The sequence below is a fragment of the Pseudomonas sp. HP_08 genome, from assembly GCF_055284095.1.
This window is the reverse complement of record NZ_JBTOQC010000023.1, coordinates 390,112-402,700: the sequence shown is the minus strand read 5'-3', so window position 1 is coordinate 402,700 and position 12,589 is coordinate 390,112. Positions and strand designations below refer to the sequence as shown.

Here is a 12,589-nt window from a genome sequence, read left to right as displayed (position 1 = left end):
GTAACAGGGCGGCGATTATAGCCGAGACTCCGGCGCACGGACACCAGCACGGCGAAGAGCGCCTCTGCAGTACCCGGCAGTGGCATGCTGCATCGTGCTGCGGCACTCTTTCGTGCAACGCCGGTCTATGCCACACTCAGCCCCTTTCAGGGCCCGCCCGTCAGGATTTATGTCCCCTTTGTCAGCCAGTCTGTTACCCAGCCTCGCCGCTGCCTGCCTTTACGCCGTTGCGACCGTCTATCAGGGCATTCGCCTGAGCCAGACCACCCGGCCCGACAAACGGCTGCTGGGCCTGCTCGGCAGCCTGGCGGTGATTGCCCACGCCTTCAGCCTTTATTCGCAACTGGTGCGACCTGTCGGGCTGGGCCTGGACTTCTTCAATGCCGCCAGCCTGATCGCCTTGTCGGTGATTGTCCTGACACTGCTGGCCACGATCCGCATCCCGGTCGAAAACCTGCTGGCACTGCTGTTCCCGCTGGGGCTGGTGACCGTACTGATGGCCCAGTTCGTGCCCAGCGGCACGGTCCAGCCGATTCTTGAAGAGGCCGGCATCCTCAGCCATGTCATGCTGTCGATCCTGGCCTATGGCATGTTTACCATTGCCGCGTTCCAGTCCTTGCTGCTGCTGTTGCAGGACTACCAGCTCAAGCACAAGCACCCTTCAGGCCTGATTCGCAATTTCCCGCCACTGCAAACCATGGAAAGCCTGCTGTTCGGTTTCTTGTGGGCGGGCTGGACACTGTTGTCGCTGTCGCTGATCAGCGGCTGGCTGTTCGTCGACAACCTGTTTGCCCAACACCTGGTGCACAAGACCTTGCTGGCGTGCCTGGCCTGGATCGTGTTCAGCGTGCTGCTGCTGGGCCGCACGCGCCTTGGCTGGCGCGGGCATAAAGCCATTCGCTGGACCCTGGGCGGCTTCTGCCTGCTGATGCTGGCCTATTTCGGCAGCAAGCTGGTACGCGAATTCATCCTGCACATCTGACGAGCCTTGCACATGGATAATCTGCCCATCGGCCCTCTGCTCGGTGTGCTGGCGTTGCTGACGCTCTGGTCGGGCCTGTTCACCGCCCTGGAACGCGCTCATGCCCTGTGCACCGCCGGGCGCAAGATGCGCGCCCGGACCGATATCGACCTCGACAGCCTGATCCTGGGCAACACGCTGATCAAGACCCTGATCGTGGTCATTGTCTTGCTGATCACCATTCGCTACTGGTTCTACCAAGGACCGGTGCTGGCCTGGCTGGGCAGCACCGCGCTGTTGTTGATCTTCGTCGAATACCTGCCGCGCCGGCTGGCCGCACGCTATCCGCTGAGCACCCTGCTGCTGGGCAAGAGCCTGCTGCGCTGGCCATTGCGCCTGCTGCGCCCGTTCAGCTGGAGCCTGGACACCACTGCCCGCCTGTTGCTGCGCCCTTTCGAGCCACGCCCGGTACAGGGCGGTGAAGTCGAGCATGAGCAACAACAACTGCCTGCTGCCAGCAACGACATCGAAGCGGACACCGACCTGCCACAGGGCGTGCTGGGCGGCATTCGCGCCCTGGATCGCATGACAGTCAACGACATCCTGATTCCGCGCAGCGAAGTGGACGGCATCAATCTGGATGACAGCATCGAACTGATCATCGAACGCCTGATTATTTCCAGGCACACGCGCCTGCCGGTCTATCACAACGACATCAATCAGGTGCAGGGCGTACTCAATACCCGGCAGATCAGCCATCTGCTGCCCAAAAGCGAGCTGACCAAAGAGCATCTGCTGGCGGCCTGCTACGACCCTTACTTCGTCCCGGAAAGCACGCCCCTGCAATTGCAATTGCTCAACTTCCACAAGCAGCAGCGGCGCCTGGGCGTGGTGGTCGACGAATATGGCGAAGTGCTGGGCATCATCAGCCTGGAAGACATTCTGGAAGAGATCGTCGGCGAATTCGAAAGCGAGCATCTCGACAACCCGGACATCACCCGGCTGGCGGACGGCCAGATGGAGGTCGATGGCGCAGCCTCCATCCGCGAACTCAACAAAAGCCTGGGCTGGCACCTGCCGTCAGACGGCCCCAAGACGCTCAACGGCCTGGTCACCGAAGCACTGGAAACCATCCCCGAAGGTCCGGTGTGCCTGAAGGTCGGCCCTTACCGGATGGAGATCCTCGAAACCGAGGACAACCGCGTAACCCGCGTACTGATGTGGAAGCATGCCCCGGCCCGCTCTCTTTATTGAGCAGGCCGGCACCTGTTACCGCTTGTTTCGAAAATAGATCCCTTCCTATAATCAACCCGCTTACCCAGCCCTGGCCGACCCGCGTGCTACCCGCACTTCGCGCAATCGGCCATGTTTCAGCCTGACCCACGCACTTTCAAGCGTCGCTCCCACCCACCAGCGACGCCCCTGCCCTGCCGCCCAACCGGGCCGACCTGTTCAGCGCTGCCCAATAACAACGATTGCTTGCGGCTGCGCTCGCAGCCTGAGGCGCCATGACAGGGATATTCACATGAGCACTACGACCGCAGCCGAGGCCGACGCGATACCGCCGGCCAACTCCGCCACCCGCGTTGCCACTGCCAGCTTTATCGGCACCGCCATCGAATTTTATGATTTCTATGTCTACGCCACCGCCGCAGCGCTGGTGATCGGCCCGGTGTTCTTTCCGCAAACCTCAGGGGCGGCGCAGATGCTCGCGTCGTTCCTGACCTTCGGCATCGCCTTCATAGCGCGCCCGCTGGGCTCGGCCCTGTTCGGCCACTTTGGCGACCGCATCGGGCGCAAGTCGACCCTGGTGGCTTCCTTGCTGCTGATGGGCGTCAGCACCACGCTGATCGGCGTGCTGCCCGGCTACGCCACCATCGGTTTCTGGGCGCCGTTGCTGTTATGCCTGCTGCGCTTCGGCCAAGGACTTGGGCTCGGTGGCGAATGGGGCGGCGCAGCCTTGCTGGCCACCGAGAATGCGCCCAAGGGCAAGCGCGCCTGGTACGGCATGTTCCCGCAACTGGGGCCTTCGATCGGGTTTCTGGCCGCCAACGGGCTGTTTCTGACCCTGGCACTGGTGCTCGATGACGAACAGTTCCGCTCATGGGGCTGGCGGATTCCGTTCCTGCTCAGTGCGGTGCTGGTGATGGTCGGCCTGTATGTGCGCCTGACCCTGGAAGAAACCCCGGCCTTCGCCAAGGTCCTGGCCCGCCAGGAGCGGGTGCGCCTGCCGATTGTCGAGACCTTCAGCCAGCACTGGGCGCCGATGCTGCTGGGCGCTGCGGCCATGGTGGTGTGCTATGCGCTGTTTTATATCTCGACGGTGTTCTCGTTGAGCTACGGCGTGTCGACGCTGGGCTACAGCCGCGAGACTTTCCTGGGCCTGCTGTGCTTTGCCGTACTGTTCATGGCCGCCGCTACACCCATCTCGGCACTGGCCAGTGACCGTTACGGTCGTCGCCCGGTACTGATCGTCGGTGGCGTGCTGGCGATTGCTTCAGGCTTTTTGATGGAGCCGTTGCTGACCCACGGTTCGACCTGGGGCGTGGCCCTGTTCCTGTGCATCGAGCTGTTTCTGATGGGCGTGACGTTTGCGCCAATGGGCGCGCTGCTGCCGGAACTGTTCCCGACCAAAGTGCGCTACACCGGTGCGTCGGCGGCTTATAACCTGGGTGGCATCGTCGGCGCCTCGGTGGCACCGTTCTTTGCGCAGAAACTGGTGGCCATGGGCGGCCTGAGCTGGGTGGGCGGCTATGTGTCGGCGGCAGCCTTGCTGAGCGTGCTGGCCGTACTGGCGCTTAAAGAAACCCGCGATACCGATTTGTAAACAGCGGCAAGCTTCAAGCTGCAAGACGCGTCGTTCTTGCTTGCAGCTTGAAGCTTGAGCCTTGCAGCTTACAGCTCGATTTTGACCGCTTGCGAGGCGCGGGTGGCCTTGGCGCGGGCGGCTTCGATCGACTCGTCGCGTGCCAGGGCTACGCCCATGCGGCGCTGGCCGTTGACTTCAGGCTTGCCGAACAGGCGCAAGGCGGTATCTGGCTCGGCCAGCGCAGCGCCAAGGTTGGCGAAAGCGGTCTGGGTCGACTGGCCTTCAACCAGCACCACGGCCGACGCCGATGGCCCGAACTGACGCACCAGCGGTACCGGCAGGCCCAGAATGGCGCGGGCATGCAGGGCGAACTGCGACAGGTCCTGAGAGATCAGGGTCACCAGGCCGGTGTCATGCGGGCGTGGCGAGACTTCGCTGAACCACACCTGATCACCCTTGATGAACAGCTCGACGCCGAACAGGCCACGGCCGCCCAAGGCTTCGGTGACGGCCTTGGCCACGCGCTCGGACTCTGCCAGCGCAACCGGGCTCATGGCCTGTGGCTGCCAGGACTCCTGATAGTCGCCCTTCTCCTGACGATGACCGACCGGAGCGCAGAACGTTGTGCCGGCGGCATGACGCACGGTCAGCAGAGTGATTTCGTATTCGAAGTCGATAAAGCCTTCAACGATGACACGGCCCTTGCCGGCGCGGCCGCCTTCCTGAGCGTAATCCCAGGCTTTCTGTACATCATCGACGCTCTTGAGCAGGCTCTGGCCTTTGCCCGAGGAGCTCATCACCGGCTTGACCACGCACGGGAAGCCCAGCTCCAGCACCGCCTTGTTGTAATCCTCGAAGCTGTCGGCGAAGAAGTACGGCGAGGTCGGCAGGCCCAGTTCTTCAGCGGCCAGGCGACGGATGCCTTCACGGTTCATGGTCAACTGCGCAGCACGCGCGGTCGGGATCACGGTGAAGCCTTCAGCTTCCAGCTCTACCAGGGTCGCGGTGGCGATGGCTTCGATTTCCGGCACGATGTAGTGCGGCTTCTCGGCCTCGATCACCGCACGCAGGGCGGCGCCGTCGAGCATGTTGATCACGTGGCTGCGATGCGCGACCTGCATGGCCGGGGCGTTTGCGTAGCGATCAACGGCGATCACCTCGACACCCAGGCGTTGCAGTTCGATCACGACTTCCTTGCCCAGCTCGCCGCTGCCGCACAGCAATACGCGGGTCGCGGTGGGCGACAGTGGAGTTCCGATTTGAGTCATCTCAGGTCCTCGTGGAGCAGATGTCGAGGGCAGCCCGGCATGAAACGGGCGACCGCTGTGGAGAAAGGCGCGCAATTTATCATGCTTGAAGTGCTAACGGGATCAGTTCAGTTCGTGCACGCCTGGCGGCGCAGGCGCCAGGCCATGATCAGCCACACCGCCGTGACACCGGCGAACTTCGAACCCAGCGCGGTGAGCAGCACCGGCGCTGTCAGGGCGTCGATCATGCCGAAGAAGATAAAGGTATCGAGCGGGATGCTCAGCGCCGAGCTGATCCACAAACGGTCATGCAACGGCCGGCGAGCGATGGTGAACACCAGCCAGTCGATGCATTCGGAAACCGCGAAAGCCGTGGCGCTGGCCAGAGCAATGGTCGGGTCGCTGGTGACATACGACAGCAGCAACGCGACCAGCATGGCCAGAATCGCGCCATGACCGAAACGGGTCTGCACCATGTCGCGCAAGACAAACACCAGCCCGCCCCAGGCCGACCAGATAATGTCCAGGTGCGGCGCGGCCGAGAAGGCAAAATTGATCAGCACGACGCTGGCGATATAAGCGGTCAGGAAAAACATGATTAAAAATTCCAGAGCACGCCGCTGGCCTTGGCCCGCTCATGACAGAGCACCAGCACCTCACGGCGCTGGTCGTTGTTCATGCGGCTCCAGCCGGTGATTTCGCTGACGCTGCGCTGGCAGCCGGTGCAGATATCGTCGTCATCCAGTGCGCAGATGCTCACACAAGGCGAACGCACGGGCTTTTCGGGCGGTGTTTCAGTAGTCATCGTCTTCCTGCTCGGCCAGGTCGCGGGCGTAACGCTGGGCGTTTTGCACGTAATGCGCGGCGCTGGCTTCCAGCATCGCTTTCTGCGCGTCGGTCAGTTCGCGCACCACACGACCCGGCGAGCCCATGACCAACGAGCCATCGGGGATCACCTTGCCTTCGCCGATCAGCGAATTGGCGCCGATGATGCAGTGCTTGCCGATCTTCGCGCCGTTGAGGATCACCGAATTGATCCCGATCAGGCTGTAGTCGTCGACGCTGCAACCGTGCAGCATCGCGTTATGGCCGATGGTCACGCCCTTGCCGATGGTCAGCGGCGAGCCCATGTCGGTGTGCATGACCGTACCGTCCTGCACGTTGCTGTTTTCACCGATATGGATCAGCTCGTTGTCGCCACGCAGCACGGCGCCAAACCAGACATTGGCCCCCGCTTCCAGGCGCACCTTGCCGATCAGCGTGGCAGTGGGCGCAGTCCAGCTGTCGGGATGGGTCTGGACGCGGGCGTCCCCCAGACGATATTTCATGACAGGTCCTCAGGCTTTCTTATAAGTAGGTGTTCAGCGTGTTACGGGGCGCGGCGGATGTTTCAGGCTGATCCTGGCGTCGTACAGCACGTTGATCAGCTCGACGATCATGATCGCGGTCAGGCCCCAGATCTTGTATTCGCCATAACGATAGCTGGGCACATACCAACTGCGGCCCTCGTAGTCGATACGGTGGGTGTGCTCGCGGACGTCCTGGCGAAAGAACTCCAGCGGCACGCTGAACACGGCAGCGATCTCGCCATCGTTGGGGCGGTATTCGACAAAGTCGGGAATGATGCCGACGTACGGCGTGACCTTGATGCCGTAGCGCGAGACCAGCGGGCTCAAGGGACCGACGATTTCGACCAGCCCCGGCGGCAGGCCGATTTCTTCTTCGGCCTCGCGCAGCGCGGTGAACACCAGGTCGGGGTCTTCCGGGTCGCGCCGGCCACCGGGAAAAGCCACTTCACCGCCATGGGTCGACAGCCCGCTGGCGCGCAGGGTCAGCACCAGCTCGGGCTTGTCGCTGCGGGTCACCGGCAGCAGCACTGCAGCCTCGGGAAAGCGCAGGTCCGTCTCAAGGATGTCTGGCGTATGACTGCTTACACGTCGAAGTAGCTCATCCAGCATGGGAAATCTCGATCGGTTGGCTACCCGGCATCATGCACCAAAAGCACGGGTTCGCCCAAGCCTTAGACAATCAGGTTGATGAACCGCGCACATGAAAACTTGCTGACCGGCCATGTGGCAGGCCAAGATAACGCCTGCCCTCATTGATCGAACCACGCCATGAATTTCTGCAGCCACTGCGGCCAGGCGGTTACCCAGCGCATCCCCGACGGCGACAGCCGCCTGCGCTTTGTGTGCGACCACTGCCACACCATTCACTATCAGAACCCCAACATCGTTGCCGGCTGCCTGGTCACCGTGGGCGACAAGGTGCTGCTGTGTCGCCGCGCCATCGAGCCGCGCCACGGTTACTGGACCTTGCCGGCAGGCTTCATGGAGAACGGCGAGACCGTCGAGCAGGCCGCACGCCGCGAAACCCTCGAAGAGGCCTGCGCCGAACTGCACGACCTGCACCTGTACGCCATGATCGATGTGCCGCACATCAATCAGGTGCACGTGTTCTACCGCGCCGAGCTGGCAGGTAGCGCATTTGCCGCCGGCATCGAGAGTCTGGAAGTGCAACTGTTCGACGAAGCCGACATTCCCTGGGGCGACCTGGCTTTCATGACGGTCAAGCGTACCCTAGAATGCTTCTTCGCCGACCGCCGCGAACAGCACTACCCTGTGCACACACAAGCGCTGCCGGCCTCACGCCCTACTTAAATTCTCCACTGCCCGGCACGTCGACGACGCGCCCTCAGGAAAACGTCAATGCGCTGGTTGTTCGCCGTACTGTGCCTGTCGTTCGCATCCGCCTCTCAGGCGGCCTTCACCCAGACCATCGTGCCCAAGGGCAGCGAGCAGAAGATCGTCGGCGAGAAGGTGATCAACACTGTAAAGCTGTCCGAACGGCGCATCGACAAGGTGCTGGTCATCAAGTCGGCGCGCCAGTTGCAGCTGATCAGCGACGGTGAAGCACTCAAGACCTACCGGGTATCGCTGGGCAAGAACCCCAAGGGCACCAAACTGCAGGAAGGCGACAAACGCACACCCGAAGGCTTTTACTGGCTCGACTGGCGCAAACCCAGCAGCCGCTACAACCTGTCGATGCACGTGTCCTACCCGAACGCCGCCGACAGCGAACGGGCCAAGGCGGCAGGTGTAAAGCCCGGCAGCATGATCATGATCCACGGCACGCCCATCGATGAGGAATACCCGGAGTGGTATTTCCATACGCTGGACTGGACAGAAGGCTGCATCGCGCTGAAGAACAACGACATGCGCGAGATATGGGATCTGGTGAAAGACGGCACGATGATTGAAATCAGGCCGTAAAGCCGTGCTGCGGCTTTAGAAGTCTTCGAGCCGCCACACTTCATAGGCAGGCGTCTCGTAGGGATGGCTGAGCTTGAGCGCCGCCACCGCCGCACGAATATGGTCGTCGGCGACGACCATCTCGACTTTCCACTCTGCAACTTCTTCGACCACCCCGCTCTGCCCGATAAACGGCTGGCTGCCGTCCAGCGGGCGGAACTGACCCTGGCCCAACACCTGCCAGGCACAGTGGTCGTAGTCGCCGATTCGCCCGGCACCGGCGGCGAATACGGCGCTCTTCACCCCATCCAGATGGCTGGCCGGGACGAAGAACGCGAGTTTATACACTGACTCAGTTCACCCAGGCGCGCGCGTTGCGGAACATGCGCATCCAGGCCGCGTCCTCGTTCCAGTCATCCGGACGCCAGGAGTTCTGCACGGCACGGAAGACCCGCTCAGGGTGCGGCATCATGATGGTCACGCGACCGTCACGGGTGGTCAGGCCACCGATACCACGCGGCGAACCGTTGGGGTTGGCCGGATAGGTTTCAGTCACCTTGCCGTGGTTGTCGACATAACGCAGGGCCACGGTGCCGGACGCATCGGTCAGGGCCAGGGCATCGCTGCTGGCGAACTCGGCATGACCTTCGCCGTGGGCGATGGCGATCGGCATGCGCGAACCGGCCATGCCTTGCAGGAAGATCGACGGCGATTCCTGGATCTGCACCAGCGCCACGCGCGCTTCGAACTGCTCGGAACGGTTGCGCACAAAGTGTGGCCACAGTTCGCTGCCCGGAATCAGCTCGTGCAGGTTGGAGAGCATCTGGCAACCGTTGCACACGCCCAGCGTGAAGCTGTCGCTGCGCTCGAAGAAGCCCTGGAAGGCGTCACGGGCACGGGTGTTGAACAGTGCCGACTTGGCCCAGCCTTCACCGGCACCCAGCACGTCGCCGTAGGAGAAGCCACCGCACGCGACCAGACCCTTGAACTCGTTGAGGTCAACGCGACCGGCGAGGATATCGCTCATGTGCACGTCGATGGCGTTGAAGCCGGCGCGGTCGAAGGCTGCTGCCATTTCGACCTGGCCGTTGACGCCCTGCTCACGCAGCACGGCCACTTGCGGACGCACGCCCTTCTTGATGTACGGCGCGGCAATGTCGTCATTGACGTCATAGCCCAGCTTCACGTTCAGGCCCGGGTTGTCTTCTTCGAGCAGCAGACCGAATTCCTGGTCGGCGCACTCAGGGTTATCGCGCAGGCGCTGGATCTGGTAGCTGGTCTGCGCCCACTCACGGTGCAACTGGTGACGCTGAGCGTTGAAGACTGCGGCGCCGTTGTAGCTGATCGAGACTTCGTCGTTGTTGAGCGGCTTGCCGATCACCGCGACGCAGTCCGACAGGCCAGCCGCGCTGAACTGGGCCAGCACATTGGCCGTGGCGTCCTGACGAACCTGGATGACCGCACCCAGCTCTTCGTTGAAGAGGATGGCCGACAGCTCAGAGGCATTTTCAGCCAGGCCATCAAGGCACAGTTGCAGGCCGCAATGACCGGCGAAGGCCATTTCCAGCACGCTGACCAGCAGGCCACCGTCGGAACGGTCGTGGTAGGCCAGCAGGTGGCCATCGGCGTTCAGGCCTTGAATCACGGCGAAAAACGCTTTCAGGTCTTCGGCGTCGTCGACGTCCGGCACGCTGCGGCCCAGCTTGCTATGTACCTGAGCGAGGATCGAACCGCCCATGCGGTCCTGGCCACGGCCCAGATCGATGAGGATCAGGTCGGTTTCGCCCTTGTCCATGCGCAGTTGCGGGGTCAGGGTCTTGCGAATGTCAGCCACCGGCGCAAAGCCGGTCACGATCAGCGACATCGGCGACGTCACGCTCTTCTCGGTGCCTTCGTCGCTCCAGCGGGTCTTCATCGACATCGAGTCTTTGCCGACCGGAATGGTAATGCCCAGCTCAGGGCACAGCTCCATGCCGACGGCCTTGACCGCGTCGTACAGACGGGCGTCTTCACCGGGGTGGCCGGCGGCCGACATCCAGTTGGCCGACAGTTTGATGTCGGAAATTTTCGCGATGTGCGAGGCAGCGATGTTGGTCAGCGTTTCGCCGACCGCCATGCGCGCGGAAGCTGCGGCATCGAGCAGGGCCAGCGGCGTACGCTCGCCCATGGCCATGGCTTCACCGGTATTGACGTCGAAGCTGGTGGCCGTCACGGCGCAGTCAGCCACCGGCACTTGCCATGGACCGACCATCTGGTCGCGGGCCACCAGGCCGGTGATGCTACGGTCACCGATGGTGATCAAAAAGCTTTTGCTGGCCACGGCCGGGTGATGCAACACGCGCTGCACGCTGTCAGCCAGGTCCAGCACGCTTGGGTCGAAATCGTCGCCCTGCTCGGCTTCACGCTGAACCGAACGGTGCATGCGCGGCGCCTTGCCGAGCAGCACTTCGAGCGGCATGTCCACCGGGCTGTTGCCGAAGTGGCTGTCGGTCACGGTCAGGTGCGGCTCTTCAGTGGCCTCACCGACGACGGCAAACGGGCAGCGCTCACGCTCACAGATGGCCTGGAAGCGCTCGAAATCCTCGGCGCTGACCGCCAGGACATAACGCTCTTGGGATTCGTTGCTCCAGATTTCCAGCGGCGCCATGCCCGGCTCGTCGTTGGGCACGTTGCGCAGTTCGAAGCGGCCACCACGGCCACCGTCGTTCACCAGCTCAGGGAAGGCATTGGACAGACCGCCCGCGCCCACGTCGTGGATGAAGGCGATCGGGTTCTTGTCGCCCAGTTGCCAGCAACGGTCGATAACCTCTTGGCAACGACGCTCCATTTCCGGGTTTTCGCGCTGCACAGAGGCGAAATCGAGGTCGGCAGAGCTGGTGCCGGTGGCCATCGAGGAGGCAGCGCCGCCGCCCAGGCCGATCAACATGGCCGGGCCGCCGAGCACGATCAGCTTGGCGCCGACGGTGATTTCGCCCTTCTGGACGTGTTCGGCACGGATGTTACCCATGCCGCCCGCGAGCATGATCGGCTTGTGATAGCCGCGCACTTCGTCGCCGTGCGGGGTGCTGATCGACTGCTCGAAGGTACGGAAGTAACCGGTCAGCGCTGGGCGACCGAACTCGTTGTTGAACGCCGCGCCGCCCAGCGGGCCTTCGATCATGATGTCCAGTGCGGTGACGATGCGCTCAGGCTTGCCGTACGGCTTTTCCCAAGGCTGCTCGAAACCCGGAATCTGCAGGTTCGACACGGTAAAACCGGTCAGGCCGGCCTTTGGCTTGGCGCCGCGACCGGTTGCACCTTCGTCGCGGATCTCGCCGCCGGAGCCGGTGGAGGCACCCGGGAATGGCGCGATGGCGGTCGGGTGGTTGTGGGTCTCGACCTTCATCAGGATGTGCACCGGCTCTTTGACCGCGCCGTACTGGCGGGTTTCAGAGTTCGGGAAGAAGCGCCCGGCTTCGTGGCCGACGATCACCGAGGCGTTGTCTTTATACGCCGACAGAACGCCTTCGTTGTGCATCACGTAGGTGTTCTTGATCATGCCGAACAGGCTTTTTTCCTGCTCCTGACCGTCAATGTCCCAGCTGGCGTTGAAAATCTTGTGCCGGCAGTGCTCGGAGTTGGCCTGGGCGAACATCATCAGTTCGATGTCGTTCGGGTTGCGGTTCAGTCCGGTGAAGCTGGTGACCAGATAATCGATCTCGTCTTCGGCCAGGGCCAGGCCCAGCTCGACGTTGGCTTTTTCCAGCGAAGCACGGCCACCGCCGAGGATATCGACAGAGGTCAGCGGGCGCGGCTGGGCGTGGCTGAACAGGCCGGCAGCCTGGTCCAGCGACGTCAGCACCAGCTGGGTCATGCGGTCGTGCAGCACAGCGGCGACGGCTTGCGCCTCGGCATCGCTGAACTGGCCTTCTACATAAAAGGCAATGCCGCGTTCCAGGCGCTGGATCTTGTCCAGGCCACAGTTACGGGCAATGTCGCTGGCCTTGCTCGACCACGGCGAAATGGTGCCGAAACGGGGCACGATCAGGAACAGGCGACCGCTCGGCTCCTGAACCGGCACGCTCGGGCCGTATTTCAGCAAACGGTCGAGCACCTGATGCTCCTGGTCGCTCAGTGCGCCAGTGACTTCAGCGAAGTGAGCGAATTCGGCATACAGGCCACTGACAGCTGAAACTTTTTGTTTCAGTTGTTCCAGCAATTTGCTGTGGCGGAAAGCAGAAAGGGCAGGAGCACCACGCAGGATCAACATCGTCGGGACAGCCTCGGGAAGGGGGGTGTACTTTGAGGCCACGCATTCTAGCCTAAAGCAGTCCTTCTGGCA

At 62.6% G+C, this 12,589-nt stretch carries 12 protein-coding genes; 5 read left to right on the top strand and 7 right to left on the bottom strand.

Annotated elements, in window-relative coordinates:
• The first annotated feature begins 169 nt into the window (after positions 1-169).
• From ACYAS9_RS20715 to ACYAS9_RS20705, 3 genes are all read left to right on the top strand, one after another.
• Positions 170-982: a cytochrome C assembly family protein gene (locus ACYAS9_RS20715; RefSeq protein ID WP_463570164.1), complete on the top strand. Its 813-nt coding sequence runs from the start codon at positions 170-172 to the stop codon at positions 980-982.
• Positions 983-994: 12 nt separating this feature from the next.
• Positions 995-2,215, top strand: a complete 1,221-nt coding sequence (locus ACYAS9_RS20710; RefSeq protein ID WP_463570163.1) for a transporter associated domain-containing protein — start codon at positions 995-997, stop codon at positions 2,213-2,215.
• 271 nt (positions 2,216-2,486) lie between these two features.
• Positions 2,487-3,788 (top strand): MFS transporter, encoded by a 1,302-nt coding sequence (locus tag ACYAS9_RS20705; protein WP_463570162.1) that lies wholly within the window; start codon positions 2,487-2,489, stop codon positions 3,786-3,788.
• 68 nt (positions 3,789-3,856) lie between these two features.
• On the opposite strand, the gene purT is transcribed toward ACYAS9_RS20705, so the two are convergent.
• The 5 genes from purT to ACYAS9_RS20680 all read right to left on the bottom strand — a co-directional run bounded on the left by purT (position 3,857) and on the right by ACYAS9_RS20680 (position 6,975).
• Positions 3,857-5,038: a formate-dependent phosphoribosylglycinamide formyltransferase gene (purT, locus tag ACYAS9_RS20700; protein WP_463570161.1), complete on the bottom strand. Its 1,182-nt coding sequence runs from the start codon at positions 5,036-5,038 to the stop codon at positions 3,857-3,859.
• A gap of 107 nt (positions 5,039-5,145) precedes the next feature.
• On the bottom strand, positions 5,146-5,613 hold the full coding sequence (locus tag ACYAS9_RS20695; RefSeq protein ID WP_463570160.1) for a preQ0 transporter: 468 nt from the start codon (positions 5,611-5,613) through the stop codon (positions 5,146-5,148).
• Positions 5,614-5,615: 2 nt separating this feature from the next.
• Positions 5,616-5,822, bottom strand: a complete 207-nt coding sequence (locus ACYAS9_RS20690; protein WP_463570159.1) for a DUF1289 domain-containing protein — start codon at positions 5,820-5,822, stop codon at positions 5,616-5,618.
• A complete protein-coding gene (locus tag ACYAS9_RS20685; protein ID WP_463570158.1) occupies positions 5,812-6,345 on the bottom strand; it encodes a gamma carbonic anhydrase family protein in 534 nt (177 codons plus the stop codon). The genes ACYAS9_RS20690 and ACYAS9_RS20685 overlap by 11 nt, the downstream gene beginning before the upstream one ends.
• Positions 6,346-6,378: 33 nt before the next feature.
• Positions 6,379-6,975, bottom strand: coding sequence for a CoA pyrophosphatase (locus ACYAS9_RS20680; protein ID WP_463570157.1), 597 nt, complete (start codon positions 6,973-6,975; stop codon positions 6,379-6,381).
• A gap of 159 nt (positions 6,976-7,134) precedes the next feature.
• On the opposite strand from ACYAS9_RS20680, the gene ACYAS9_RS20675 reads away from it, so the two are divergent.
• Positions 7,135-7,677 (top strand): NUDIX hydrolase, encoded by a 543-nt coding sequence (locus ACYAS9_RS20675; RefSeq protein WP_463570156.1) that lies wholly within the window; start codon positions 7,135-7,137, stop codon positions 7,675-7,677.
• A gap of 48 nt (positions 7,678-7,725) precedes the next feature.
• Entirely contained in the window at positions 7,726-8,289 is a 564-nt protein-coding gene (locus ACYAS9_RS20670; RefSeq protein ID WP_459748392.1) for a L,D-transpeptidase family protein, read from the top strand.
• A gap of 15 nt (positions 8,290-8,304) precedes the next feature.
• Here the strand turns inward: ACYAS9_RS20670 and ACYAS9_RS20665 are convergent, their stop codons facing one another.
• The gene (locus tag ACYAS9_RS20665) at positions 8,305-8,616 is read right to left on the bottom strand and encodes an NGG1p interacting factor NIF3 (protein ID WP_463570155.1); all 312 of its coding nucleotides are present in this window, start codon (positions 8,614-8,616) and stop codon (positions 8,305-8,307) included.
• 4 nt (positions 8,617-8,620) lie between these two features.
• Positions 8,621-12,517 (bottom strand): phosphoribosylformylglycinamidine synthase, encoded by a 3,897-nt coding sequence (gene purL / locus ACYAS9_RS20660; protein ID WP_463570154.1) that lies wholly within the window; start codon positions 12,515-12,517, stop codon positions 8,621-8,623.
• Positions 12,518-12,589: the final 72 nt, after the last annotated feature.